Source organism: Paenibacillus sp. FSL W7-1279 (assembly GCF_037969845.1).
Lineage (GTDB): Bacteria > Bacillota > Bacilli > Paenibacillales > Paenibacillaceae > Paenibacillus_AQ.
The window spans coordinates 7,405,298-7,431,445 of sequence record NZ_CP150215.1; the positions used below are offsets into that span (position 1 = coordinate 7,405,298).

The window sequence follows — 26,148 nt, forward strand, 5'->3', positions numbered from 1 at the left end:
TGAAGGCTGTTCATAACATCTATCTTGTTCATCACAGTCGCAGCAATGGCTTAATGATAGGTGCAAGCGACTGTGCCATGCGCAAAAATCCGAGGTCCGTTGGATGTGTTCCATCTACCGTACAATCATTGACGAAGTCATCGCCCAGCAGCTTCAAGCCGTCAACGAAATGAATATTACGGTCTCCTTCTGTCCGTCTCTGTTCCACATTTTCAATTTGGATCAGCCTGCGGCGATCATTAAGCTCCCTCCTCTCCATATAGAACTGGTCCTCGGCAGTGCTAATCCTTGAGACTACTAGTATAGGAACTTGGGGATGCCGATCTCTTAAAATTTGGATGAAGGCAGGCAGCGTTCGTGCGATGTTTCCAGCCTCGCCCGTATTCCCTTCATAATCAAGAATGAATAACGCCGGATCATCGATTTCCGACATGATCTGCGCGAGCTCCGGCTCGCCCTTTCCACTCCCGGAAAAGCCTAGATTTACGAACTCCACCGGAATCATACGGCTAAGAATATTAGAATAAGCCATACCCGGCCGGGAGGCGCATCCTCCTTGCGTAATCGAAGTTCCATATATAATGACGGGTTTACTGCTTGCATAGGCAGGTGCATCGCTTATGACAGCATCCTTATCTACACCGATCCATACCTCTTCTACCCCTTGGTAGAGCGGCAAGTTTAAGGTGACGGCCACCTCTTTTTTTGTATCCCACTGATAAAGCTGGGATTCATATTCACTTTCCGTTGGTTTGAATCTAGCCGTGGTGATAAAGCTCTGCTCTCCCGGCTCTCCAAGATAGCAGTCAACCCCGCACTGCCCTGTAGGCGGCATATGATACATATTGGCCGGTCCGGCAAGACGCACCCTTATGACCAGCCTTGAAGAATTGGTGCGAAAGCGAATTTGCCCACCTGCCGTACAATAAGCAAGCGTATCAACCGGAGGCGGCAAGACAGCCCCTGAAGCCAAGGGCAGGCGTCTGTATATCCCATCCTGCGCAAGCCAAGGGAAGCCCGCGATGTGAAAGGGCGCTTCAAGCGGAGAATGCCATCTCAACTGCTCGCCATTGGTTGTCTTTGGGTATATCGTTCCGCCCAGTTGATCTAAGTTTATCTCTTTCGATTGAACGGTCATCTATTTCTACTCCCTCACATTTGGAATACATATTTCCGAATCGCCTGAGCAACGCCGTCCTCGTTGTTGGTAGCCGTCATAACGTCCGCTATCGATTTGATATGCTCTTCACCGTTGGCCATCGCCACACCGAGACCTGCCGCCTTCAGCAGCTTCGCGTCATTATCACTGTCTCCCATCGCAATGACATCGGACATCGAGAAGCCCAGCATCTGGCAAACCTCACGCACTCCACTTTCCTTGGTAGTTCCTTTAACTGATATCTCCATATTCGTAGGGGCCGAACGGGTAACTTCAAGCGTCCCCCATCGGAGCAGCTCCTCCTTAATTTCCGCGAGCTTCTGTTGATCATGGCTGCCGATCCCGAATTTCATCCAATCCCTCTCGAACATCTCAGGCGTCCAATCCTTGTCGCCCGTCAAGCTCTCCACGCTGTAGCCCCAGTACCATTCGGCCCGTTCGGCAGCAATGGCGTGCATATGGCGGACCGTATCCCGGGGGAGGAAGACTCGCTTCTTAAGCCTGCCCGGCCCCTCCCAAATTTCCGCGCCATTGAGCAGCACCATCGGGGAATCAAGCCCCAGCTCGTCCCAGAAGACCTGTGCAGTTTGCAAGCCTCTTCCGGTGGAGAACATCACTTTAACGCCCTGACCTACGGCATATTGAAGCCACTTTTTGGTCTCTTCCGTAATGCACTTTTCATCCGTCAGAAGAGTCCCATCCAGATCCAAGGCAATCAGCTTATATTTCGCCTTCACTTGCTGCACCGTATTCATCCCTTCACCGCTCCCATGGTCGCGCCTTCCATCAGAAGCTTTTGGAATAAGATATAAATAATAATAGACGGTACCATCGCAATGGTTACACCGGCAAACAAAGTTACCCAATCCGCAGTAAACTCCATTTGCTTATTCGCAGAATACATTTGCACCGCAATGGGATACTTCTTGGGATCGCTCAAATAGATAAACGGCGCTAAGAAATTGTTATAGAACCCTAGGAACTTGAATACGCCAACGGTTACAATTCCCGGTGTAGACAAAGGAACAATAACACGCCAAAACTTTTGGAATAATGTAGCGCCATCCATCGTTGCGCTCTCCTCAAGCTCCATCGGCAAAGAGCTCATAAACCCTCCGAGCAGCATAAGGTAGAACACGCTTTCCCCCAGACTGGACAGGAGAATTAATCCGGTCAAACTATTGGTTAAATTCAGTTCCCTCATCACTACATACTGGGGTACAAGCGCATTGATGCCAGGCAGGAACAGGGACAACATAATCAAGCCCCAAATCAATTTTCTACCTTTGAACTGCATTCGAGTAAGCGCATAGGCGTTAATTGTCGTAAAGAAAAGCCCAAGCACCAGACTTCCGCCGACATAATAAAGGGTATTTAAGAGTGATTGCCCAAAACCGTATTGATTCCAAGCCTTCGAATAATTCTGCCATCTTGGTTCCGAAGGCAGCGCCCATATATCTTTAAAAAACTCAGGATTGCTTTTTAACGATTCATAGATAACCCAGACTAAAGGAAATAATATGGTCAACGACCAAGCATAAAGCAGCACACGCCACACAACGTCCATAAACGTTCGTTTTTCCTTCAAACTTTATCCCTCCGAACTTCATATGGAAACTAATACTCGTAGCCTTTGTTCGGCACAAATTTATCGATTAACAGCTTTGCCGTTACTAATATGACGAACAGGATCATACCGACTGCGGAAGCGTAGCCGTAATTCCGATACTCTACGCCAAAAGCCAAGTTAAACATGTAGAGGCCGATGACATCCGTCGACCCGAATGGGCCCCCATTTGTCATAATGAGGATGATTTCAAAGCCCTTCATCGTGCCAACGATCAGGAACAAAGCGCTGACCCGAATAATTGGCGTAACAAGCGGCATTGTAATTTTAAACAAGCGCGACATATGTCCGGCCCCTTCAAGAATCGCCGCCTCGTACAATGACTTTGGAATCGCCAGCATCGCATTGGCAAAGATAATGACGTACAAGCCGACGCCGCCCCATACCCATGCCGGGATAATCGCTGCAAGCGCCGTGTTTTCATTGCCCAGCCAATAGAAATTACCGGTATCAATGCCAATGAACTTTAGAAGCCCATTCAGCAAACCGTACGATCCGTCATAAATAAAAGCCCAGAGGAGCGCGACTACGACCGTAGATAACACATTCGGAAAGAAAAACAATATCTTCAAAAACTTATTTTCTTTATACGATTTATTTGTAATTAAATAGGCAAGTATCAAAGAGATGATAATAACAAAGAAGGGCACCGTTATCATTAAAATCAAGTTGTGGGTAAGCGCGCGCCACACGTATTTATCTTGAAATGCGGTGACGAAATTGGACAGCCCGACAAACGTTGCATCCGTGAACCCGTCCCAATTGAGCAGCGCATAATAAACGGATAAAATGTTCGGAAACAACGTAAAAAGCAAATATCCGCCAAAGGGAGGCACGATGGCTATGAACAGAAATATCCACTTCTGCGTATTCGCTTTATCTAGACCCATACGCTTGCGCATAGGGGCTTTTGGTGTCGTCACAACGGTTGAATCAGACACGTGAGGTCAACTCCTATCTTACTAGACGTTTATAAGAGGTTGTTCAAAAAATCGCCTTTTGATCACGAAGTGAGTCAAGAAGTAACTCGGCATCGAATCTTGAATTCAGCCGGGCCTTCCGGTGCTCACGTACCCAAAACGTACGCTCCGCTCCTCAGTCCCTAGCTTCATCCAACCTTCTCGGTGCTGAAAATCCGACTTTTTGAACTTACACTATTAGACATTTTCAGCGTGTAGCCTATAGGTCGCAGAAGTTAAAACGGAAGAGCGGAGATGAATCCTCCCCGCTCCATCACGTCTTATTTTTTCTTTTCAGCCTCTACTGCTTTCTTCAGCAGCTCTTCAGCTTGCTCCAGAATCGGTTTCGGATCCTGCATACCCATAGCAAATTTAACAATATTCTCATTTAATAATTTTTCCGCTTGAGCAAGATTCGGATCCGAAATACTGATAGACCGGCTTGCTTTATAAGTTTGAGCATTATTATCCGCAATGTATTTCAGAACAGATTGGGCGGAGCTGGAAAGATTAGCTGTTCTGGCAGGGTCTTCCGTCAAATCCTTGCGCATTGGCAAAGCGCCTGCTTTTTCAGCAGCGAATTGTTGATTTTCAAGCGTAACCATCCATGTGATCAATTCTTTGGCCCACTTTTTGTTAAGCTCCGGCTTTGCTGCCCAGATATAGTTGAAGTTTGAAGTTCCGCTTCGAATCCAAAGCGTTTGATTGGTGTCATCTCTGAAAGGAACAGCCATGAAGCCCCAATCGAAATCCTCAGGTGTTGCTTCCTTCATCTCATTCTCGACATGAGTCCCTGTCGATACCATCGCCGCTTGCCCCTGAATAACCTGCATTTGCGATTGCGTATGGTTCAATGCCGGAAGTCCTTCTGCAAAATATCCTTGTTGGCCAAGCTCGTAGATGCGCGTCCAGGTTTCAACCGTCTCCGGATTTGTGTATTGCGGCAGACCATAGGTTCTATAATTTTCGATAAATTCGTCGACATGGCCATTGATATCAGCCAGCTCAAAATTTTTGGCTGTTCCGAAAGCCCAGTTATGGTAGCTTGGATGAATACCCGGGAACGTTATGGGAGCAATGCCGTCCGCTTTAATATCTGCTAGAAGCGCTTTAAATTCATCCCATGTGTTCGGGTTTTGGTTCCAGCCATGCTCTTCGAATAGCTTTTTGTTAAAAAACAACCCGCCAAAGCTGCTCGCCGTCGTGAATTCATACCTTTTTCCATTGATCAGCTGCGTTGACTCGTACATACCCGGCATCATAAGATCCTTGACCTTTTTGTCCGGCACGTCTGGAAGAGGGTATTCCCAAATGTCATCCATTGGTTCAAGCTTGCCGGCTTCAGCAAGCCCCACGATACCTCCCGCTGGATCCGTATTAAATAGATCAAACATGTCATTATCATTGCCTGCAGAGATTTTTGTAGAAAGAATCGTCTTCATATCGGCTGAAGCCGTGATGTCTATTTTGACATTTGGATACTTGGCTGTGAACGATTCAACTGCATAATCGAACCACTCCCGGCCATATCCTCCTACAAAGAAGCCTACCTTTAGCGTTACTTCCTCATTCTTCGGCAATCCATTCTCGTAAGTCTCTACCTCTGCAGATACACCTGGCTTATCCGCCCCAGCAGGAGTTGTACTTGGGCTAGCCTCGTTCTTCCCGCTGTTTCCACCGCAACCAGCCAGCATAGCTAAAGATAATGCCGCTGCAACACCCGTGCTCATGAATCGTTTCATTTTTCCATTAAACATTATTTCGCCCCCGTTAATTAATAAATAAATTGGATTAACTATTTAAGCATAACTATGTTTTGTTAATTACCAATCAAGTCCGGGTAAATAATTTGTAAACAACTTTTGGCTTATAGCCACTTAAGCCTCACCTCCCATATATTCTGTAAACGCTTACATTCTAATCACTTGTCGACCAGTTGTCAACCACTTTGTCAATTGTTTTGATCATTGATTTCCCGCCTGATAATGGGGAGCGTTAATCGAAACGCCCGAATTTCTGAAAATGTTAATTTGAGCTGGAATCCCACAATGCTTCTAAGGCTTCGATTAGCGCTGAAACCGCCATTCATGCCAAGACGATGCATAATATACTTCGTGCGGCGGACATGAAATAAATTGGTTATGATCATAAAAGATTTTAGCTGGTACTGCTCCATCAATTGCTTGCTAAAGATTAAATTCTGAACGGTGTTGTGTGACTTGTCTTCTTTTAATACTCTTTTCGCCGGAACGCCCTTCTCAACCAGATACTTCTTCATGAGCTCTGCCTCCGAGCGACGTGAACCAACGGCTCCCCCCGATACAATGATGTATTTGTGCCCATACTGCTGAAAAAGTTTGTAAGCCTCATCCAGTCTTTCCTTAAGCAAAGGGTGTATTCGGCCGTCTTTAGATACATAGCCAAGTACAATAATCGCATCTGCTTTACCAGGTTGTAATATAACTGCATGCAGCCAGCATATGTAAGCCAGCACCGTCATCGCTGCGATTGCAATTATCCATCCGATCCATACCATTACTTACTCCTCTAGGCGTCATTTTCTGTATTTAATCAAATCAGTTTACAAATATAATATCTTTTTTTATAACAATGTCAATGCAATCTGTTTCGTTTTTTAAGTATTTTTGGAATATAACTTCTCGCATTGATTGTATTCTGCTGCATAATACCGCCATCTATCGTCGTTTTTATGAAAATTTAAATGATATGCTCGTTGAATTAAACGAACTTGCAACTTTTATTCGCCTCGTATTAATGCTACACTTGAAGCAAAGTATGTTTCTAATTTGTCAAATGTTTTGAATCTATATTATATAAAACGTTGTTGGAAAGAGGATGCATATTGTGAGTGATTCGGTTAAACAAACCAGCCATATGTTATTAAAATCAATTAATCAGCAGAAGGTTCTTTTTCTCATTTATTCAGAGGGGCCGATCTCTCGCGTAGAGCTTGCGGAAAAGACTGGACTAAGCAGACAAACGGTAACCAATATCGTGAATCGCCTGTTGAAGGAAAAAATAATCGTGACAGGGGAGCTTATCGACTTGGAGGCAGGCAGCGGAAGGAAAAGAGTCGGCCTTCATATCAACAGCGGCCATTTTTATGCCATCGGGCTTGAGCTCGCCGGCAAATACATTCGCGGAAAAGTGTTCAACCTGCGTCAAGAAGCTGTCGCATCCGCAGAACGCACGAGCAACAAATATGGTTCTATCGATGTGCTGATGCAGCTGTTGCATGAAGTTATCGACGAGCTGCTCACCCAGGTACCCAACTCCTCCAAAGTAAAAGGGATCGGAATCAGTATGCAGGGCCTGGTAGATTCTCAGCATGGCATCGTTCTGAGAACACCCGGCATAGGCGTTCATCGCCTGCCGCTCAAGCAGCTGCTTGAAGACCAATATAACATCCCCGTGTATATTGAGAACGATGTCAATCTTCTCTCTGTCAACGAGAATATGAACGGCTGCTTGAAGGATTCTAATAACAATATCACCATCAAGTTTGATTACGGTACAGGCGGCGCGATCGTCCATGATAAACAAATTATAGCGGGATCAAGCTTTGTTGCAGGTGAATTCGGGCATTATAAAGGCTTCTATGGAGAAGATGCCTATCCATGCCATTGCGGCAGATCCGGATGCTTAACGACGCTGGCTTCCAGCAGCGGACTTAGTGTTTCCATCAAATGCACACTAGAGGAGTTCGCAGAAGGCATAAGAACAGGAGATCCTAAGTTCCTTAGCTTATACGAAAAAATTGTCGATGGCATCGCGATCGCCGTTACCAATATCATTACATTTATAAATCCAGACAGTCTGCTTATAACGGGCCGAGTCATTCATACCATCAGCCCCGAAATGTTCAACGAGATTAGAGCCAGGGTGATGCACCAGTTGCCTGTGACAGTTAATAACGTACAATTGATCTACCTTCATAACAAACCGGATGAAACCAAGCTTGCTGCCGGGTTAGTTATTAAACGCGCATTTGAAATACCGCTGGATACTTTATCTCTTTAATTGACCCCGTTTTTGGATGTCATTCCCAAAATGGATAAATCGATGTACGCAATAAACAGAACTCTCCATACTCGGAGAGTTCTTTCTTTGTAATCCATATCCTTCGCCCATATCGTCAGTACGCTGGTATACCCCTAGTAGACGCTATTGTGCGCTAGTGCGTCGATTCCGTTTGCGTATCAACTCGGCAAGTTAGATTAGCCAGTCGCCGTATCTCATCGCTTAACCTTCGATTGACCGGATACACTTCTTCTATGAAATTTAAAATGCGAAGTGCCGATTCGGGAACATGATCGTAACCCTGTATCATCTCTCCTATGATTTCCGCAAAACGGGGGTATCTCCGCTCTAAACGCCTCTCATTGCCGAATGGGTCGGGATAGTAGTCCACCTCTTGCTCCAGCAGATGGAGCACGGATAGAATCCTGTCGACTGCGTATCCTTGAACAAACCTCGTCGCGGATAGACGCTCTCCCCTAGCATAGCGACCAAGCCCCACGTACAGATTGGTTAAGGCTTCATTCAAAGGAAAGTCCAAGGAATCCACTTTTAGGCTGGGGATCGGGTTGGAAGGTTTAGCGATTGCCGTATTGGCATACATAGGGTCCTTCCAAATGACCCGACCTTCCGTATAGGTGGCGTTCGCCAGCTCCCATTCCTCGAATACAGCATATTCCCCGAAAATACCGTCCTCGAACAGGACTTTGTAACCAACACCCGAATTCTTAAATGAATAGGCAAGAGGGTGTACGTCCTCGAGCCAATCCAACCGGTCTATATATCTGTTTTTCTCCCCGGGCTTTACAATGACAAAGAAATCTAAATCCGAATATTCATCCAACCGGTCTGTCTCGACCCCAACGGAACCAACTCCCAATAATAAAAGAGCTCCCCCCTTGCGTTCGAGCGACTTGCCGATCTCGCCCAGCCGCTGTAACAGCGATTCTGATCTCAACATTACGAATCCTCCCTTGTTTTGGAATGCAAAAAGGGTCCAACCCACTTCTCAGCGAGGTTGAACCCGAAGGTTACATTGCCTTTATTATCCTACCGTGAAATTATCACGTATTCTTGTTGCTGTCAATCGAAAAACTTGCCGTCACTTATGATAAGATTCAGCTTAACGGGTCTATCGACGGAATATAAGAAGGAGCTTGTTGCGGCGCATACGATTACGCTGAAGTAGTACGATCCCTAACTCTGTGATCCTGCCAAAAAACTATCTCTGCTGCAGCTCGTCCCGCGCTTCGGTCAGCGCGAACCCCAGCAGGTTCTGGCCCCGCCATTTCACGGGATTCTCCGCATCCGGATTGGACTGGCCCATGCCGATCCCCCATATGCGGTCCCGCGGGCTGGCTTCGACGAGGATGCGGTTCTTCGTTGACTTGAGATAATCGCCGAGCTCCGGATTCTGCGAAAACTTGGCCAAGCTGGCTCTTTTCACAATGCCGTAGCATTCCTTGTCCCAAGTATCCTTGTCAAAGTTCCGGACCGCGCGCCCATAAGCCTTCATCTCCTTAGGATGCTTAGCTGTAAGGATCGACTCCAGCATTTCATGGTCGCCGAACAGTCTTGCCTTCTCGGCCATCATAAACTGCTCGGCACAGGAATACTCCGTCCCTTCTACCGTGAACGGGCACATCCACCACTGGCTGAAGCAGCTTTTGTCGACGCTCCCGTCCTTAGGCGGCGTATGGCCCCAAAAGAATACAAACTTGAACGTTCTCCCTTCGTTATATGCTTTTCTTAGCTCATCGAGATTGTAAATCATCGTTAGTCCTCCAGTTTTCTCCGATACAAGCGGGATGGCCTGTGTCCCGCATTTTCGGTGTAATGATCAGTCTCCGCCACGAGATCGGCCACCTTCCGCCGGAAGGCCGCCTTCAATAGCTCTTTATCCATAATGACCTCATAAACCTGCTGCAGCTCCGTCAATGTAAAAAGCTCTGGCATTAAGTGCAGCGCAATATCGGTATAGTTCACTTTTCCCCGCAGCCGCTCGATCGCGCACGCTATAATCTTCGCGTGGTCGAAGGCCAAACCGTTATTCGATACGATCTTATATTCCGTGCTGGTGGATGTCGTCTTCACGGTCAACGTCCTGGCCACGATCGCCGAAAGCTCCTCTTCACCACTTAGCTTGAGTTCATACTCCAGCGTCTTGACGTATCCGTCCTCCATCAGCTCTTTCTGCTCCCGCAGCAGCCGATAGGAGACCTTAAACCAAGCGGCGTCGGCCGCATCGTCTCCCGCCTGAAGCTCCAATTTATCGCTGTTGATCAGAGCCATGTAGCTGCAGCTCATCACCCAGGTTCGGGGATCTCGCCCGATATCACTGAACGTATACAACTGCTCCAAATAAACGTCGTCCACGCCGGTTTCCTCGCGCAGTTCCCTTGCCGCAGCCTGCTCAGTCGTCTCGCTCGGCTGGACAAAGCCGCCAGGCAGCGCCCATTTACCCAGGAAGGGGTGACCTCCCCGGCGAATGAGCAGGATGCGGAGCTCTTTTTCGGGTAACTTCCGATAGCTGTCAGCCGCCTCGTCCGTAACCGTGAAGATCACCATATCGGTTGCCACCGAAGGCCGCTCATAATCTCCTGCCCGGTACTTCTCCAAAAATTCGCGTTCCGTAAGTCCGTCCCGATCCAACAAGTCCAATGGGGGCGCCTCCTTGTTTTTTGATTCTAAATGGGTTGTGGTTATGGGTTCATTTTACTCCCTGTCTGCATCTAATTCTAACCGTTTTAGCTCCCCGAAATAGTTTCGATAGGGCTCGAACTTCGCCAGCACCTCGTCTACCTTGCGCATGCGCTCTTCCAAGCTTCCCCGAAGCATAATGTAGGGAATGCGCCGCTCCTTCAAATCCGCGATGATCTGTTTATGAAAAACATGCCGCTTCTGATTCCCGCTTCGATCCCACGTATCATCGTAAGGAATATCGTCGTCGCACAAGAAGAACAGATCGTAGCGCTGCGCGTTCTCCAGGGCAATCCGTGTTAATCGTTCTGGCGCCCGGCCATGGTAATCCATGGCGAACATATACGTCGTAATCGCATTGGTATCGACGAAGAGAAATCGGTTCGCCGCGAGCAAAGCCTGCTCTTCGCGCTCGATATGACCCACAGCGATTTCATCAAACGCCTCCAGGCCGATTCTGCGGTCCACCTGATGCTCGGTCCAATAATCGCGTCCGTATTCACTCGCGTAGGTCGTGTTATACCGCCGTGCCAGCGCTTCAGTGATGGTCGACTTGCCCGTCGACATCGCCCCAACAAATACCACCTTCGTGATTAAGTCCCGGTACACGATATCACTTATGAACTCCCTGTACTTATATGAGTCGGAACGGATCATCGTTGCAGAGATCGGAACCCGCTCGCGGGCTTCATCGACCCGCTGGTCGACCGAGCCCAAAGCAAGACTCATATGCCTGCCGTAAAACTCACTCGAGTAAAAATGCGTTACTTGCTCGCCGTTCAGTAAACGGAGGATATACTGTTCTTCCCGAATCTCGTGCTCTCTGTCATCCGAATACCCGTCAGGACCGTCCCAAGCTTCGATGACCCGGACTGCCGGGTACAGCCGTCGAATCCAATTCGCCCGGATATGAAGCGGGATCGGCGTGACCGTCGTCTCGTAAATGACCACGATTAACTCATCGACCTCCTGCAGCGCCGTTTCGATCATGAACTGATGCCCTTTATGCAGCGGGGCAAACTTCCCCAGCGTTAATCCGAGCGTTTTCATGCCGCCACCTCCTTGGCCCCTTTGTTCCAATTGTAATAGCCGTATACCGCATTAACCAAATACGCGCTCCACATGACGATCATCAGCATGCCTTCGCTGCTGCCCTCCAGCAATCGAATCGCCCACAGCAGCACCGTAAACAAATTCAACACAATATAGACCAGCCATTGTTCCTTGAATCTGCGGACCATTAAAAAGGTGGCCACAACGGACAGCACCGTCGTAGTAGCGTCGATGTAAGGCGAGTTCTGTCCCGGGATGAACGAAAGCCCAAATCCCAGCAGCAAACAGCCTAAAATGCAGACTGTCCCAACGAGAAGCAGACCTTTAAGTTCCATTTGGCGCATGATCAGCTTGCCGTCTTGGCGGTGATTTTTCCACATGTAGAAGCCAATGACGTTCATCGGAACGAAGAATAACAGATTTAGCATGACCTCTCCAAACAACCCGTTAATATAGGCCAGATAAGCGTAACCGACTGTATTGTACATGCCGAAAACATAGCTCATTAGATTGCCCTTCGCCGCAAGCACCACGCATAGCACCCCAGTAATAAAAACGGTAAAACCGAATAAAGAGTCCTTAGAAATCACCGTAAACCCCACAGCAATCGAGGTGAACAGCACCAACCACGCGATTTCGAACAGGTTCCAGCCACTCGCAACCTTTTTCACAATTCATCCCCTCAGCTTTCTCCACTGATTTATAGAAGGAAAACACCCAACACACTTAGTATTGTTTTGTTAATAACACTTTGTTACTATCAAAAATAACAGAAAGTCCTGCGTAGGGCAAGTGAAATCTCCCCATTTGTCGCAGGCTTGATCTTTTACCTTCTGTTGTCCCTTCAACAATTAGCGAAAATCATAGGAGAGGACGAACACCACTTGTTACAACGCGGAATATACAAATGAATAGGCACTTATCCCAATCATGCTTATTCTGTAAACTTTGCGAATCGGAATAGGCACAAAGGAGGGTTTAGGTTGGTACTAACATCATCTCACTATTTTGCCCACGGCAACACTGCGCGCGGGGCTCATTTCTTGTATACATCCGCATTTGATGGGTTGAACAAGATATTTGTCCTTACGGGGCCCCAAGGCACGGGGAAATCGACGGTCATGCAAAGCTTGGTGGATCGCCTGCTGGATAAAGGCTTCCATGTGCAATGTTTCCACTCCCCTCTCCGTCCCGACGAACTGGATGGCATTATTTTTACGGAATTGAAGGTTGGTATTGTCGACGGGCGAGTCAGTAAGGGGATTTCGGATAGCGGGGCCGGTGACATCGTCTTTATCGATTTTGGGGAAGCGTTCGATAACAGCCTTATTTCACCGGGAGACTTCATCACGATAGAAGATCTTAGCGGCAAGCTTGAGAACGCCTATTCAAATGTGTATGAAACATTCGCAACGGCCCTACGGATTCATGACGAGTGGGAAAAATTTTATATCGATAACATGGATTTTGCGAAGGCCGACCAGATTGCGCTGGAATTGGTTCAAGAATTATACGCCGGTCATGAAAGCGATACGCCAACTGCTTCGCGTCACTTATTTTTCGGGGCTGCGACTCCAAGGGGAGCATTCGATTTTATTCAAAGCTTGACCGCTCAGCTGGAAAGACGGATTTTCATCAAAGGAAGGGCGGGATCCGGCAAATCGACGCTGCTGAAAAAGCTTGCCTCCGCTGCCGAACAGAAAGGAATCGACGTTCAAGTGTTTCATTGCGGCTTTGACCCGAACAGTCTGGATATGCTGATATTCCCGGAGCTTCAAACAGCGATCTTCGACAGTACCGCTCCGCATGAATACTTCCCCGATCGGGACGGGGATGAGATCCTAGATATGTACACACGGACGATAGCCCCTGGTACCGATGAAGCCTATGCTGACGAAATAGCCGGTATCAAGGCGCGCTATTCGGCAAAAATGAAAGAGGCTACCTCCCATCTGGCGGAAGCCGAAGCCATCGATTCTCAGATTAAGGCCTACTATGTTGCGGCCACCGATTTTTCGATCGTAGAGAAACTCCATTTGCAATTACAGTCCGAATTGAATGCACTGATGAGCTCCATTCAGCCTTCAAAATAAGATAACACCCAAAGGCGTTATATTTCAGGCGGGGCCCAGCAGTCTAATGCAAGCTGAGCTCCGTTTGAGATTGAATCTGCTTCCGCAAGTTATATAGGAGATTTCCACATTTAGAATCAGTTGATTAATATTTTTGGCTCCTCATTTGCAGGCCCTACGATTGTGTTTCCGCCGAAACTGAGATGCTGACCATACTTCTCTACGATAAAGCTGTTAAACGATCCATCTGCATCCACTGTAGCAGTGACTGTAGGAGCCCCTTTTTTGGTGAACGTCATTTGATCCTTATCCCATGCATTTGTTCCTCTTGCTCCCTTATATCCCTTCAAATCAAAATTTATCATCGCTTTCGCATCTTTCACTGCGTTCTTCGTTAATGCATCCAACGTCAGCTTCTTGAGCTTTGCATCTTTTGCTTTTTCTTTCTTCTGGAATTCTTTGTAATTGTCTACACCTTTACCATTGCTTTGGACACTTGCTTGGAGCAGTTCCAGCGTTTGATCCTCAATTGCAAAGCTCACATCGATCGTTTTTGATTTATACTTATATTGGTACACATTCGGTTTGCCATCAAGGACAAACACACGATCCAACTTTTCTCCTTTCTTGACCTTACCATTGGTAAGCTTGGATAATACCTGAGCAGCCTGCTTCTGCACGCTTGCCGGGGCATCGTCAGGTGCATAATTTACGCCATGTATACTTCCATTATCTTCCGTATAAACTTGTTTATTTTGTTTGGCATTCGATGAGATTGTACCCACACGGTAGATAGACTCGGAGATACTCACGTATTTTGGTTCTTCCCCTGGGAATAACGTTTCCCATGTTTCCTTCAGTTTGCTTTGATATTTCCCACCGTTTAAATCTTCATAATTGATGTTGATACCGATATCATTTAGCTTTCCATTCTTTTTATAAGAAATAGTATCATATTTGAAGTTCTCTCTTTTAAAATTCACAAAGTCTTTCATGGCAGTTCCCTGAATTAACTTATATGTATTTCCTGTTAGCTCTTTCAGTTTATCCTGAGCCTGCTGCATAAGCTTCTGATCCGCTTTAACATTCTGTGAAGCATTGATATTTACTTTGTTGGGCGAATCTGCCCGAACAGGAGTTTGGCATCCCAGCAAATTTCCTAATAATAAAGCTACCCCGAGTATAGGGAAAATCTTCTTTTTGTTCATGTCAATGAATTCCTTTCTTTTGCTACCTCATGGTTATATTGAAATATAAGTGCATCTCCAAGCTGCTTTTCAATACATATCAGTCAATTAACAATTTGAGTTCTTCATTTGGGGGACCTGCGATGGTCATTCCGGAAAAATCGATTGTCTGATTATACTTATCAATGGTAAAGCTGCTAAACGATCCGTCTTTATTAAATCTGGCAGTAACTGAAGGCGCCCCTTCTTTGGTGAACGTCATATGATCCTCATCCCATGCATTTGTACCTCTTGCTCCCTTATATCCTTTCAAATCCAGATCCAGCATATTTTTTGCGTCTTTCATTGCGTTCTTCATTAAAGTGTCTAACGTTAACTTCTTCATCTTTGCACTTTTTTCTTTTTCTCGTTTCTGGAATTCTTCATAATTATCTACACCTTTACCATCCTTATGATATACATCAGCTTGGAGCAGCTCCAGCGTCTGTTCTTCAATGGAAAAGATTACATCCATCGTTATTGATTTATACTTATATTGATACACATTCGGTTTACCATCGCGGACATACATCCGATCCAACTCAGCACCTTGCTTGACTTTTCCATCAGTAAGCTTGGAGAATACCTGAGCAGCCTTCTTCTGTACGCTTGCCGGGGCTTCGTCAGGAGCATAATTCACGCCATAGATATTTCCATTCTCCTGCATATACATTTGTTTATTTTGCATAGCATTCGATGAGATTGTACCCTCATAGTAGATTGACTCTGAGATATTCACATATTTCGGTTCTTCCCCCGGGAATAAAGCTTTCCACGTTTCTTTCAGTTTGGTTTGATATTTGCCACCATTTAGATCTTCATAATTGATTTTAATACTGATCGTTTCGAGCTTTCCATTCGCGTTATAAGCAATAATATCGTCCTTGATTTTCTCTCTTTTAAAATGGATAGTATCTTTCGTAGTGGTTCCTTGAATTAACGTATACGCATTTCCTGTCAATTCTTTAAGCTTATCCTGAGCCTTTTGCATAGGGGTTTGCTCTGATTTAGCACCTTGTTCAATGTTTGAATTTACGTTGTTATACGCATTGGATTGATTCGGTGTATCAAATCCAAGCAAACTCCCTGATAATAAGGCTGCTCCGACGATAGGAAAAATTATTTTTTTGTTCATACGAATAAGCTCCTTTATTTTTTATTTACTTACCTACAGTTTGTAATGGAATGCTTCAGCCACGTTGAAATAAATCTATGAAATCAGCAGCCATCACCCCCTCTCATTGCATTGATTAGTCCATTCCTTTCTCAGATAACTGCTTTAGCTCAATTTTAATAGAATAGATCGTTCCTTTAGAGGTGAACAGCGCAGTCACGTCTGGAGAACCCGCTTTGGTGAACGTTAATGTATCGAACCGGTATTCAAGTTTGGATACGTTATAATCAGCCAAGTCCAGATTCATCCAAACTTTAGCTTGTTTCACGGCTTCCTCACGAATCTTGTGCAGCTCAATTGCTTTTGTTTTCTCAACCAAGTCACGATATTTATTTTTATCATCCACTTTATTGAGTTGATCCGACAACGGAAAGGCTACAACCCTTGTGATCTGATTCGTATTTTTTTGTACATCAATGAGGATAGAACCCTTGTCTGTGTTGTACACGAACTTATATACGGGGTTTTGATTGGGTCTTAGGATCATTCGACTCACTGACCGTTTACTTTGTTTAAAATCCCCAACTTTATTAAAAATTTGATCCGCTGCATCTTTTGCAGCATCTGGAACCTGATTCTCTCCAATCGGTTGTGTCGCATAATACCAGTTACCTTCGTCAAATTCGATGGATCTGTTTTCGTTTCGCGCCTCTATGTGAAATGTGTTTGGTTTATATTCGTACATAATTACTTCATTAATTGCTTCTCCCTGAGGGAAAATCTCATTCCAAACCTTTTGCAGCTGGCTTTTAAACTCTTGGTCCTCAATGTCATCAAAGCGAATCATCCCCGAATGAAATTTCTTATCCCCATCCGAGCCTTGTACATAAAGTGTATCCGCCGTCTCATTTGGATTTACTTTCATTTCTTTGGCAAACGGATTAATATATTCAAGTAATGATAGCCGCTCTATGGCTTGAGCCATGACAGGAGTTAGAGACACACAAAGAGCAACCGATGCCGCTGCGATGACTCCCACTCTTCTTGTAAAGAATGGCTTTTGTCTTGACACGCTTTTGGATTCAAGCTTTTCTACAATCTGTTGACTCATGCTGTGCTCTGGCGTCTCCGTGTCCCGAATCATTTGCTCCACTTGGTGAATATTTACGGTTTTAGATGGATTAGGTGATCGACGCATTCACTGTCCCTCCTTCATTAACTTCCTTCGTCTGCAGTTTTTTGCGAAGGCGTTCATACTTTTTGCGCACGGTTGCTGGCTTCATATTCATGATTTCACTAATCTCGTTAAAGTTGTATCGCTGAATCGCACGGAGAACTAATATGTGTCTCTCTTCGGCAGTCAGTAAATTTAGAAAATCCTTCAGTGTAGCTTGACTGTCTATTTGCTGAGTTGAGGTTTCAGGCTGATCATATTTATAACGATCTATAAAACGAAACCACCTTTTTTTGCTCCTGATTTGATTCAGACTGTAATTGTAGGCAATTTTGTACAGCCATGCCGAGAAAATCATATTTGGACGATACTTATGTATCTGTTCATACACTTTGATAAATATTTCTTGTAGAGCATCCTCGGCTTCTTCCTTGTTTTTGAGCATATGATAACAATAGATATACATTGGTTTTTCAAAGTTTCTTATAATGGAAGCAAAAGCTTCCTTATCACCAAGCTTAGTCCTTTCAACCAGCATCTCGATTTCTTCCGAGTTTGATTTAGACTCTCCGTAATGTCTGTCCAAAAATCTTACCCCCTCCTGCCTACACTCTTAAAACACCAATGCAGCTCATTTTGTGACAGTTGCATCAAAAACAATTTGGAAATCATCGACCTTGAAATGATATAAAAGAAAAAGTATTTACTGGTATAAGGTATCTCTTAGGAATTATTTTTAAGTGAATTTAAACTACTGGCGATACGGTTCAGCTTACCGTCTTTATCGGCGAAAAATGCGAAAGGAGCATGCCGCAACATGCCCCTTTGTATTTTTTGATCATTTTATTTACTGAGGTTTCCCCCTTAGTTTTAAATTGAAGGAACCAAACAAAGCGGATTAGGGGAACCCTTGAAAGGTTGTCTCTAATATTCCCATAATTTCATCCTGTATCTCTTAGTGTAGTTCCATATCTACCTCCGTCTGGGGGTTTCAGGAAAGCTATTGAAGTCGCCCTTGCAGTGGATTCAATGTCTACCTCTAAACCGTTTAATCGCATCCTCGGTCACCGGCTCGAAGAGGTTAAGAAGGTTGCCATCGGGATCGCGGAATAGCATAGAACGGTTCCCCCACGGCATCATGGTCGGTTCCTTTACCCAATGATCGACAAATGGCTTCAAGCGCACATATTCGGCTTCGACATCGTCGACGCGGAACTCAATAATGACCGTGCGATTATTGGCGCCCACTACGGAACCGACGCCGAATAGCTGCGCCGTCTGGGAGTGGCCGATTGCAAGGGTGCATGATGGCACAACAAGTTCGGCAAATACGGGCGCGGGTCGTTCCGCCGAAACCCCCATGACTTTCTCATAGAACTCGACGAGACGATCCACGTCGTCAGTAATAATGCGTACAGAAGCGAAATTCACAAGATACCATCCTTCCTAATAACAGGTTTGGCTGTGTCCCACAGCCGTTGTAAACATACATTTTCCTTATCTATCTCCTTTACATTTACCTGTCCAATTATAAAAAAACGCTACTGACAACCTTATGTCAGTAGCGTTTTAGAATTTTTGGGGTTTCCTCACGAATTTGATTTCGGAATCCATCTTGATGCTCTTTCATATCCTCTACGTAATGATAGTTCGATTCCTTCACCTTATCTGCGATGTCATGGTTAAATCGAAGGCATACTCGCAAGTGGCGACTATCTATAGCTGTATACTCCCTTAAGTCAAAATGCTCGGGGAGTTGCAGCTCCAGCATGATGGCCAACTAACGATCTGTTTTGTTCATTGAATGCTCCCTTGATACGTAATACGGTACAACAGAAACTTGCCGTTACTTTTAATCTTTCAAAGCGGCGATGTCGAGCCCGCTCAGGCGCACCTGATCGGCTGTCATGCCGATCTCAGTGATCTTGCCATCCACAACCGTGAATTCGAGAATGAATATCGGTTGTTCCAATTGTCCTGCGATGACACCTACCGATTCGTTCACAAGCACCAGCTCCATACTACGGGCACGAGTGGCGAATTGATTAGCCTGCTTGGCCACGGCATCTGAACCGCGAACAATCGGCACATTGGCGACTGGCGCGAACGCGGAGTCGTTTCGAAGTACGACATTCGGGTCCAATATCGAGAGCAGTTTCTCAAAGTCTCCGTTACGCGACGCTGCGAGGAATGCATCGACTAGCTCCCTTTTTCCCTGAAGCTCCGCAGTTTCCGAAGTCGATTCGGTCCCCTGGACTCGGCGACGTGCACGGCTCGCAAGCTGTCTTGCTGCGGGCTCGTTACACCCGATAATGAAAGCGATCTCCGAGAAAGACACCGCGAATATATCGTGAAGTACGAACGCAATGCGTTCAGCGGGATTCAATTTCTCGAGGACAACGAGCATCGCAAGACCGACGGAATCAGCAATTACCGCTTCGTGCTCGGGATTGCTTCCGTCTTGATGACCTGTAACCGGTTCAGGTGCACCAGCCATCGCAAGCTCTTCCCGCCGCGACTTACGTGATCGAAGCATATCAAGACACACCCTCGAAATGATGGTTGTCAGCCATCCCCCCATATTCTCGACTTTGCTCGTATTTGAGCGGATAAGACGGATCCATGACTCCTGCACTGCGTCATCCGCTTCGCTCCGAGATCCGAGCATCCGGTAAGCCACCGCCTGCAAATGATTCCGATGCGCCTCAAATTGTTCGACAAGCCAGTTGTGGTCTTTCATGCGCCACAATCCCACCCTTCACTTCTTATTTACTTATTTGTCGATAGAAGCTCTGTAAATGTGACGGAGATGTGAGGAAAAAATTTCGATCAATCGGTCACGTTTTTTCGCACGCTTACGACATAGTTAGTGACAAGGGAAACCGGTCGTCAGGTGATGTGTTCATCGGTGCCCCGAGAAATCAAATTCTTAATTGGAGGAGTTAAAATGAAAACTGTAAACCCATTAGTAATCGTAGACCATTGTGAAGATGCATTAAAGTTCTATCATGAAGTATTGAAAGGTGAAGTAAAGGTTCTCAACAAGAATGATGGTAAAGCGACATTCGCCCATTTTCTGTTAGATCATTCTATCATCCAAATTTCTGACTCCGCGGCAGTAGGTTATCCGGTAACCCCTGGCGGGAATCATCGAATCTACCTGCAGTTCGATAATGAAGAGGAAATCAAGACGGTATACGAAGCATTCAAGACAGGCGGAAAAGTTGATTCTGAATTGCAAAAGACCTTTTTTGGCGCACTTCTTGCCGTATTGACTGATAAGTTCGGAGTTAATTGGAACCTGGTTTACTTTTTTGCAAAGTAGAAGTTCGGAGTGATTACTGACTGCTGGTTGAAGAATTATTTCATTTTTTTTATTTTGTCATACTCGCAAAGTAAAATGAATGGGCGTCCAACTGGACGCCTTTTGTTCTTCTAGTTCTACTTTTCGCTTCGCTGTTTCTTAGTACGGTTCTCCTTATCATCTAAAGGGTGAAATCGAAGGGCGCTTAATAGTTGTCAACGGGTTCTGGCTGGAATGCGAGGTTCCAAGTTTATAGATTTCCTGTATGATGATGTTATGAATAGAATATTATCTTTTATGGATTGGGGTATATTCGCTCTTCGTTTATACCATTACATTTTGCTGTTGTCCCAGGCTCTGACGGTAAGTGAGTTTTCGATCCGAACGTTATTAGACGTGATCTGGCTGAGCATAGCCCTTGTCGTCCCTTTGCTGTTCTGGTTTCCTGGGCGCCGGACGACGAACAAATTCTGGTTTTGTATACTAGAGCTGTTACTAGGCGGTTCTTATTATGTGCATTCTGTGATTGATCCGGATCTGACTTCAAAAGCTGACTATTTGCTGCCGAGTCTTACAATGGGGTACTTATTGACTAAGCAAACCCTTTGGATCATCCCCGTCATTATTTTTATTCCATTTTTCTTTCAATCTTACCTCAGATTATCTTGGGAGCAAGCCCTAAGTATCGGAACAGACAATCTGCTATTCTGCTTCATTGGCATGTGGGCAAGCTTCGTCGCCAAGGCGTATAATCAGAAGAATACACTGGTGGCCGAAGTGGAACGTCAAAATAAACTGTTAACTCACTACTCGGCCGAGATCGAGAAAATGACTCTGCTTGAAGAGCGCAACCGCATGTCGAAGGAGCTTCATGATACACTGGGACATTCCTTTATCTCACTCATTCTGAGCCTTGATGCCTCTATTGCCCTTATGGATAGCAAGCCTGCCGAGGCCAAAGATCGATTAACTCGCTTAAGAACATTGGCTGAGAATAATTTGGACGAGATGAGAAACATCGTTCACGAGATGGGAGAAGAAGAGGAATCCAGTCTGATTCGACAGGTTGAATCCCTTGTGGCCCGTTTCCGGGAACACACGGGTACGGTCCTGACTTTGAGTCTGCCGGAGACAGAACGCTCCATACGTTTTGAAGTCCGGCAAGCGGTCCTTCGGGTCATCCAGGAATCCCTTACCAACGCATTAAAGCATGGAAAGGCATCTCAGCTTCATCTGGAGCTTACATTTTCCGAGAGCGATCTGCAATTGTCCGTTCGAAATAACGGGAACCCGATCGACAAGCTCAATTACGGCTTCGGCTTGACCACGATGAAACAGCGGGTTGAGCGGTTGGGTGGTCGCCTTCAGCTATTTTCTGTGAAGGGAACTCCAGCAATGACCGAAGTCCGATGTGAAATCCCGCTGAAAGGAATGATGCCGCATGGAGAAAATTAAGGTGCTGATTGCTGATGATCAAGAATTGATTCTCGAGAGTTTACATATCGTGTTGTCCATGGAAGAAGATTTGGAAATTGTCGGTTTGGCCAAGAATGGCGAAGAGGCACTGAAAGGCTGCGAGCAGTTTATGCCGGATATTGTGTTGATGGATATCAATATGCCAGTCATGGACGGCGTCGCCGCAACGACCCTGATTAAAGAACGAATACCTGCAACCAAAATCATCATGCTGACCTCCTATAAGGAAGTTGAATATGTATTAGCGGCGTTAAGCTGTGGAGCAGAAGGTTATCTGCTCAAAGCCCTTCATCCCAAAGAACTAGCTGCAGGCATACGGGTGGTTCAGGCGGGAGGGACTTTAATCTCGCAGGAAATGGCAAGTAAAATGATCAAGAGCATCAACAATACCAACCCTGCGAGAAATAATGAATTCGGGCTCACTGCCCGTGAAATCGAAGTGCTGCATAAGCTGGCTTCTGGCCTTCGTAATCAAGACATTGCCGAGGCGCTGTATCTTAGTGAAGGAACGGTCAAAAATTATATCTCCACGATTTATTCGAAGCTGAATGTAAAAGGAAGGCGGGAGGCCGCCCGTAAAGCCCGAGATTCGGGAATGCTGGATCATTCATAAGCCGATCCCCAAAAAGCTGGTGACTCATTAGAGTTACCGGCTTTTTTCGCATATAGCCATAGATTAAATGATGACAAAAGCGCACTGTCTCCTATGACTTTTTCAGCCTATACTCATAGCATCAACCAACCGAGGAGGCAATGTAAGACATGAAGAAAAAAGTGTCCGCAAATAAAGAGAGCCTGCAGAATGGCGGGAAATTAAGCGCTTGGAGTACATTTTGGCGTTTTCCAATCGTCTGGATGCTTGCGGGGGCTGTCGGTATTGTTGTCATAGATACGTTATTCCGGCAGCTGACAGAGCGAGTGGACGGGGTGATTTCCCTTGTCCTTACACTAGTGATGGGGTTGCTGGCCATCTTGGTTTATAAGCTTACGCTGACATACCTGGCCCGGCGTGCCACTCCGGAGATAGCTGGTCAGCGCGCAGGGATCGAAACCTTGCTGGGCGTGCTAACCGGGACAATCTTTATCGCAGGGTCCGTCTTTATCATTATGGCGCTGGGAGGATACTCCTTTCAGTGGGCAAGTTCTGCGAATGCGGGTTCTGTTCTACTATCCACCATTGGAGCAGCTTTAGGAGCAGCCATTGTCGAGGAGCTTATCTTTCGCGGACTTATGTTACAAGCCATTGATAAACTGGGGGGAACACCGCTCGCGCTCGCTATAACCTCTCTATTCTTTGGAGTTGCCCATCTTGGCAATGCAGGGGCAACATTATGGAGCGCGTTCGCCATAGCCCTGGAAGCAGGCGTTCTGCTCGGAGCCGCCTTCCTGTGGCGTCGGAGCTTGTGGTTTGCCATGGGACTGCATTTTGCTTGGAATACTATCGAGGGTTTGCTTGGCATTCCTGTTTCCGGACACTCATCTGCCGGTCTATTTACGGTAGAGGTGAACGGTGCCTCGCTTCTCACAGGTGGCGATTTTGGACTTGAAGGTTCCATTGTTCCGGTTGTGGGCAGTCTTCTGTTGTCTATTCCTATGCTCATTGGGGCTGCGCGGTATCGAAGGGTTGACGCCCGGAACCTTCCTGTATCGAAGTAAACGGCAGACAAGTTTCTTCGAAGGCTATTCTATGCGGGATCCCTTGTCATGAAAAAGAAAATCATAATGCTTCCATTTACCTTGTACTCGACCTTACGTCAACGAGTATACTCAATGTAATATGCCCTGCCGAGCGATTTGTCCAAAGCAGGTGCCCCGCGCCAACTAGCCCAAACCATGGGCGATCTCGGCCTCGCGGTCGATATTCTCATCAACAACGTAGGCTTCGGCACATACTGCCGCTTTGAGGATATGGATCCGGAGCGAGAGCAGGAAGAGATTATGTTGAACACCGCTGCGCTTGTCGACCTGACGCATCACTTTCTGCCCGGCATGTTGGAGGGCAAGGATGGAATCGTCGTAAACGTGGCTTCAATGGCCGCGTTTGCGCCTATTCAGCTGTTTACGGCGCTTCCAAAGCATTCGTGTTATCTTTCACCGAAGCGCTATGGGCGGAAACCCGCGGACGCGGTGTCCGTGTACTTGCCCTGTGCCCGGGTGCGACGGATACAGGTTTTTTCGAGGCTGTCGGCAGCCGGGACATGGCGGCGGGCAGCGCGATGTCCACCCCGGAGAACGTTGTTCAAGCCGGATTTCGTGGAATCGATAGAGGCAGCAGTTATATCATCGACGGGCGCAACAATTATATGGCGGCACAGCTGGGTCGTTTTCTTCCCCGACGCAGAGTAGCTTTGATCATGGAACGCATGTTCAGCTTAACGGGCCTATCGGCGAAAAATACTAAAGGGGTTCCCTTCCGCTGTTCTTTATAAAAGATCATCAGCGGTTCGTACGGATGTACCTCCAATTCCGTTCCGTCAAAAAGTAGGCGGAGTAGCAACCGCTATTAGCAGCGTTTCGCCTTCCCAGATATTCTTATAACTATGGGGGATTCTGGCATCATAATAGATACTGTCCCCTTCTTCGAGCGTGTAACGTTCATTGCCCAGCATAAACTCCAAACGCCCGGAGTGGACAAATAGAAATTCCTCTCCATCGCTATGGCCGACGCCAATGTCGCCGTAAGCCGCTCCTTCTTCCAACACTCCCCATATCGGTCCCATTCGGTTGCTGCTTCCTTGACTGAGCGCGTACCAGGTAATACGGGAACCTTCGGAATGCACCAAAGGTTTGCGCTCGTTTTTCCTAACGACAATGCTTCGTTTCTCCTCGCCAAACAAATCGGTAAAATTCACGTTTAATGCATTCGCTATGCGCTTCAGAACACTGATGGACGGATTCGCCTTATCGCGTTCAATTTCACTAAGAAAAGATAAGGATACAGAGGCTGCTTGAGCTACCTTCTTGAGCGTTAATTTATGTTTTTTTCGCGTGCTTCGAATGGCTTCGCCGATCGAATTCATATGCAAGCCTCCTAAATTTTCGATGCGATTTCGCTGTCGGCGAAATTTATAACTTTATAATAGGCGTAAACATGAGCAATATCAAGCCCTTTCACTAGTGCGAAATTACGGTGTAAAAACGTTGATTCGGCGCCATTATTGGACTAACATTTAATCAAGGTTGGTGAACGAATCTTACCCGGGTATCTGAGCATCGTTCATTCCAACAGAATCATTTTCATTTACAGCGAAATTCTCATGAATAATAAGAAACGAATCACATTGATGCAACGGCTTCCTTGTTATTCGGTTCAAAGAGATATGCCCGAAGGACGAAAGGAGTTAAAAGAATGACCGCTAAAATTCCCAAGGTCTATCGAGTCGGTGATGTTACCGTGACGCGTGTCACGGAGATGATGCTTGACGGTATTCCGCCAGAAGTATATTTTCCGGGATCGTGGAACCCCCTGTTCCTGGAGGAGAATCGGAACTCTCTTCCAGCTGGCCTGATCGATGGCAATTCTCAGCTTATCGTCAGCATTGGAACGTGGGTGGTGAAAACCCCGAAGCATACGATCCTTATCGATACGGCTACAGGAAACGATAAAAACTTGCCTTTAAATCCCGATCTAGCCAATCTCCAGCTCCCCTATCTCGAGCGGCTGAAGCAGGCTGGGGTTACACCGGAGGAAGTGGACTACGTTCTGCTGACGCATCTGCATGTGGACCATGTTGGCTGGAATACAAAGCTTGTGGATGGAAAATGGGTACCGACCTTCCCCAATGCCAAATACGTATTTCCCCTCGCAGAGCAGCAATATTACTCCAGCGAGGCCAGCCACAACGAGGCAAACGAAGCAAACTTTAACGTTTACGAAGAAAGCGTATTGCCTGTTGTTGAAGCCGGCTTAACGCAGACCATTGGCCCTGAGGGCGGGGAATTCCTTGATCTATTCACATTCATTCCGACACCCGGCCACAGCATCGGCCAAATGTCTATCCGTCTTAAATCCGGCGAAGAAGAAGCTTTATTCGGCGCCGATGTGATGCATCATCCGTTTCAGGTCTATAATCCGGAATGGAATTCAATGTACTGCGAATTTTCCGATCAAGCGCGTGTTTCACGGCTCCGGGTGCTGGAGCTCATCGCGGATCGCCCGGTCATTTATTTCAGTACGCATTTCCCCGGAAGTGCGGCGGGGTACGTGACTCGCAGCGGGGGCAAGTATAAGTGGAACTTTATTTAA

The 26,148-nt window shown here is 46.4% G+C and carries 25 protein-coding genes and 1 pseudogene; 8 read left to right on the forward strand and 18 right to left on the reverse strand.

Translation table 11 applies throughout. From position 1 onward, the window contains the following. Window positions 1-31 precede the first annotated feature (31 nt). From MKY82_RS33490 to MKY82_RS33515, 6 genes are all read right to left on the reverse strand, one after another. Entirely contained in the window at window positions 32-1,138 is a 1,107-nt protein-coding gene (locus MKY82_RS33490) for an SGNH/GDSL hydrolase family protein (RefSeq protein WP_194540227.1), read from the reverse strand. Window positions 1,139-1,152: 14 nt separating this feature from the next. Beyond that, window positions 1,153-1,914, reverse strand: coding sequence for a Cof-type HAD-IIB family hydrolase (locus MKY82_RS33495; protein WP_194540228.1), 762 nt, complete (start codon window positions 1,912-1,914; stop codon window positions 1,153-1,155). Then, entirely contained in the window at window positions 1,911-2,747 is an 837-nt protein-coding gene (locus MKY82_RS33500; protein WP_071219381.1) for a carbohydrate ABC transporter permease, read from the reverse strand. Before MKY82_RS33500 ends, MKY82_RS33495 begins: the two co-directional genes overlap by 4 nt. A gap of 29 nt (window positions 2,748-2,776) precedes the next feature. Then, window positions 2,777-3,727, reverse strand: a complete 951-nt coding sequence (locus tag MKY82_RS33505) for a sugar ABC transporter permease (RefSeq protein ID WP_071219380.1) — start codon at window positions 3,725-3,727, stop codon at window positions 2,777-2,779. A 299-nt stretch (window positions 3,728-4,026) separates the two neighbouring features. After that, window positions 4,027-5,502, reverse strand: coding sequence for an extracellular solute-binding protein (locus MKY82_RS33510; RefSeq protein WP_220687086.1), 1,476 nt, complete (start codon window positions 5,500-5,502; stop codon window positions 4,027-4,029). A 194-nt stretch (window positions 5,503-5,696) separates the two neighbouring features. Then, window positions 5,697-6,281: a YdcF family protein gene (locus MKY82_RS33515; protein WP_339295205.1), complete on the reverse strand. Its 585-nt coding sequence runs from the start codon at window positions 6,279-6,281 to the stop codon at window positions 5,697-5,699. Window positions 6,282-6,601: 320 nt separating this feature from the next. On the opposite strand from MKY82_RS33515, the gene MKY82_RS33520 reads away from it, so the two are divergent. After that, the gene (locus MKY82_RS33520; RefSeq protein ID WP_339295206.1) at window positions 6,602-7,786 is read left to right on the forward strand and encodes an ROK family transcriptional regulator; all 1,185 of its coding nucleotides are present in this window, start codon (window positions 6,602-6,604) and stop codon (window positions 7,784-7,786) included. Window positions 7,787-7,940: 154 nt separating this feature from the next. Here the strand turns inward: MKY82_RS33520 and MKY82_RS33525 are convergent, their stop codons facing one another. From MKY82_RS33525 to pnuC, 5 genes are all read right to left on the reverse strand, one after another. Then, on the reverse strand, window positions 7,941-8,744 hold the full coding sequence (locus MKY82_RS33525) for a hypothetical protein (RefSeq protein ID WP_339220720.1): 804 nt from the start codon (window positions 8,742-8,744) through the stop codon (window positions 7,941-7,943). A 261-nt stretch (window positions 8,745-9,005) separates the two neighbouring features. After that, complete coding sequence (locus tag MKY82_RS33530; RefSeq protein WP_339220722.1) at window positions 9,006-9,557, reverse strand: NADAR family protein; 552 nt, start codon at window positions 9,555-9,557, stop codon at window positions 9,006-9,008. A gap of 2 nt (window positions 9,558-9,559) precedes the next feature. Further along, window positions 9,560-10,444, reverse strand: coding sequence for an NUDIX domain-containing protein (locus MKY82_RS33535; RefSeq protein WP_339220724.1), 885 nt, complete (start codon window positions 10,442-10,444; stop codon window positions 9,560-9,562). A 54-nt stretch (window positions 10,445-10,498) separates the two neighbouring features. Then, window positions 10,499-11,533, reverse strand: coding sequence for an AAA family ATPase (locus MKY82_RS33540; protein WP_339295207.1), 1,035 nt, complete (start codon window positions 11,531-11,533; stop codon window positions 10,499-10,501). Beyond that, window positions 11,530-12,207, reverse strand: a complete 678-nt coding sequence (gene pnuC / locus MKY82_RS33545) for a nicotinamide riboside transporter PnuC (protein ID WP_220687082.1) — start codon at window positions 12,205-12,207, stop codon at window positions 11,530-11,532. The genes MKY82_RS33540 and pnuC overlap by 4 nt, the downstream gene beginning before the upstream one ends. 312 nt (window positions 12,208-12,519) lie before the next feature. Here pnuC and MKY82_RS33550 point away from each other — a divergent pair, with 312 nt between their 5' ends. Then, window positions 12,520-13,629, forward strand: coding sequence for a PRK06851 family protein (locus MKY82_RS33550; RefSeq protein ID WP_339220730.1), 1,110 nt, complete (start codon window positions 12,520-12,522; stop codon window positions 13,627-13,629). Window positions 13,630-13,745: 116 nt separating this feature from the next. On the opposite strand, the gene MKY82_RS33555 is transcribed toward MKY82_RS33550, so the two are convergent. From MKY82_RS33555 to MKY82_RS33580, 6 genes are all read right to left on the reverse strand, one after another. Beyond that, the gene (locus MKY82_RS33555; protein WP_339295208.1) at window positions 13,746-14,816 is read right to left on the reverse strand and encodes a hypothetical protein; all 1,071 of its coding nucleotides are present in this window, start codon (window positions 14,814-14,816) and stop codon (window positions 13,746-13,748) included. Window positions 14,817-14,895: 79 nt separating this feature from the next. Then, complete coding sequence (locus tag MKY82_RS33560; protein ID WP_220687079.1) at window positions 14,896-15,969, reverse strand: hypothetical protein; 1,074 nt, start codon at window positions 15,967-15,969, stop codon at window positions 14,896-14,898. Between the two features lie 115 nt (window positions 15,970-16,084). Further along, window positions 16,085-17,146, reverse strand: coding sequence for a hypothetical protein (locus MKY82_RS33565; protein WP_220687078.1), 1,062 nt, complete (start codon window positions 17,144-17,146; stop codon window positions 16,085-16,087). Beyond that, on the reverse strand, window positions 17,130-17,708 hold the full coding sequence (locus MKY82_RS33570) for a sigma-70 family RNA polymerase sigma factor (protein WP_194540243.1): 579 nt from the start codon (window positions 17,706-17,708) through the stop codon (window positions 17,130-17,132). The genes MKY82_RS33565 and MKY82_RS33570 overlap by 17 nt, the downstream gene beginning before the upstream one ends. Before the next feature lie 440 nt (window positions 17,709-18,148). Continuing rightward, a complete protein-coding gene (locus MKY82_RS33575) occupies window positions 18,149-18,553 on the reverse strand; it encodes a VOC family protein (RefSeq protein WP_220687077.1) in 405 nt (134 codons plus the stop codon). A gap of 421 nt (window positions 18,554-18,974) precedes the next feature. Then, a complete protein-coding gene (locus tag MKY82_RS33580; protein ID WP_339295209.1) occupies window positions 18,975-19,862 on the reverse strand; it encodes a sigma-70 family RNA polymerase sigma factor in 888 nt (295 codons plus the stop codon). Between the two features lie 207 nt (window positions 19,863-20,069). On the opposite strand from MKY82_RS33580, the gene MKY82_RS33585 reads away from it, so the two are divergent. The 5 genes and pseudogenes from MKY82_RS33585 (at window position 20,070) to MKY82_RS33605 (ending at window position 24,331) form a co-directional block, all read left to right on the forward strand. After that, window positions 20,070-20,447: a VOC family protein gene (locus MKY82_RS33585; RefSeq protein WP_339295210.1), complete on the forward strand. Its 378-nt coding sequence runs from the start codon at window positions 20,070-20,072 to the stop codon at window positions 20,445-20,447. 255 nt (window positions 20,448-20,702) lie between these two features. Next, window positions 20,703-21,881 (forward strand): sensor histidine kinase, encoded by a 1,179-nt coding sequence (locus MKY82_RS33590; protein ID WP_194540247.1) that lies wholly within the window; start codon window positions 20,703-20,705, stop codon window positions 21,879-21,881. Then, the gene (locus MKY82_RS33595; protein WP_194540248.1) at window positions 21,868-22,515 is read left to right on the forward strand and encodes a response regulator transcription factor; all 648 of its coding nucleotides are present in this window, start codon (window positions 21,868-21,870) and stop codon (window positions 22,513-22,515) included. The genes MKY82_RS33590 and MKY82_RS33595 overlap by 14 nt, the downstream gene beginning before the upstream one ends. Window positions 22,516-22,664: 149 nt before the next feature. Beyond that, a complete protein-coding gene (locus MKY82_RS33600) occupies window positions 22,665-23,558 on the forward strand; it encodes a type II CAAX endopeptidase family protein (protein ID WP_339295211.1) in 894 nt (297 codons plus the stop codon). A gap of 177 nt (window positions 23,559-23,735) precedes the next feature. Further along, window positions 23,736-24,331 (forward strand): annotated as a pseudogene (locus MKY82_RS33605) (SDR family NAD(P)-dependent oxidoreductase). A 45-nt stretch (window positions 24,332-24,376) separates the two neighbouring features. Here MKY82_RS33605 and MKY82_RS33610 read toward each other — a convergent pair. Next, complete coding sequence (locus MKY82_RS33610; protein ID WP_194540250.1) at window positions 24,377-24,922, reverse strand: XRE family transcriptional regulator; 546 nt, start codon at window positions 24,920-24,922, stop codon at window positions 24,377-24,379. 329 nt (window positions 24,923-25,251) lie between these two features. Here MKY82_RS33610 and MKY82_RS33615 point away from each other — a divergent pair, with 329 nt between their 5' ends. Continuing rightward, entirely contained in the window at window positions 25,252-26,148 is an 897-nt protein-coding gene (locus tag MKY82_RS33615) for an MBL fold metallo-hydrolase (protein ID WP_194540251.1), read from the forward strand.

Excerpts from the sequence above, each read along its gene's own strand:
- MKY82_RS33490 (WP_194540227.1), bottom strand. The coding sequence starts at position 1,138 with ATGACCGTTCAATCGAAAGAGATAAACTTAGATCAACTGGGCGGAACG.
- MKY82_RS33495 (WP_194540228.1), bottom strand. The coding sequence starts at position 1,914 with ATGAATACGGTGCAGCAAGTGAAGGCGAAATATAAGCTGATTGCCTTG.
- MKY82_RS33510 (WP_220687086.1), bottom strand. The coding sequence starts at position 5,502 with ATGTTTAATGGAAAAATGAAACGATTCATGAGCACGGGTGTTGCAGCG.
- MKY82_RS33515 (WP_339295205.1), bottom strand. The coding sequence starts at position 6,281 with ATGGTATGGATCGGATGGATAATTGCAATCGCAGCGATGACGGTGCTG.
- MKY82_RS33520 (WP_339295206.1), top strand. The coding sequence starts at position 6,602 with ATGCATATTGTGAGTGATTCGGTTAAACAAACCAGCCATATGTTATTA.
- MKY82_RS33525 (WP_339220720.1), bottom strand. The coding sequence starts at position 8,744 with ATGTTGAGATCAGAATCGCTGTTACAGCGGCTGGGCGAGATCGGCAAG.
- MKY82_RS33530 (WP_339220722.1), bottom strand. The coding sequence starts at position 9,557 with ATGATTTACAATCTCGATGAGCTAAGAAAAGCATATAACGAAGGGAGA.
- MKY82_RS33540 (WP_339295207.1), bottom strand. The coding sequence starts at position 11,533 with ATGAAAACGCTCGGATTAACGCTGGGGAAGTTTGCCCCGCTGCATAAA.
- MKY82_RS33555 (WP_339295208.1), bottom strand. The coding sequence starts at position 14,816 with ATGAACAAAAAGAAGATTTTCCCTATACTCGGGGTAGCTTTATTATTA.
- MKY82_RS33560 (WP_220687079.1), bottom strand. The coding sequence starts at position 15,969 with ATGAACAAAAAAATAATTTTTCCTATCGTCGGAGCAGCCTTATTATCA.
- MKY82_RS33565 (WP_220687078.1), bottom strand. The coding sequence starts at position 17,146 with ATGCGTCGATCACCTAATCCATCTAAAACCGTAAATATTCACCAAGTG.
- MKY82_RS33580 (WP_339295209.1), bottom strand. The coding sequence starts at position 19,862 with ATGAAAGACCACAACTGGCTTGTCGAACAATTTGAGGCGCATCGGAAT.
- MKY82_RS33585 (WP_339295210.1), top strand. The coding sequence starts at position 20,070 with ATGAAAACTGTAAACCCATTAGTAATCGTAGACCATTGTGAAGATGCA.
- MKY82_RS33590 (WP_194540247.1), top strand. The coding sequence starts at position 20,703 with ATGAATAGAATATTATCTTTTATGGATTGGGGTATATTCGCTCTTCGT.
- MKY82_RS33595 (WP_194540248.1), top strand. The coding sequence starts at position 21,868 with ATGGAGAAAATTAAGGTGCTGATTGCTGATGATCAAGAATTGATTCTC.
- MKY82_RS33600 (WP_339295211.1), top strand. The coding sequence starts at position 22,665 with ATGAAGAAAAAAGTGTCCGCAAATAAAGAGAGCCTGCAGAATGGCGGG.
- MKY82_RS33610 (WP_194540250.1), bottom strand. The coding sequence starts at position 24,922 with ATGAATTCGATCGGCGAAGCCATTCGAAGCACGCGAAAAAAACATAAA.
- MKY82_RS33615 (WP_194540251.1), top strand. The coding sequence starts at position 25,252 with ATGACCGCTAAAATTCCCAAGGTCTATCGAGTCGGTGATGTTACCGTG.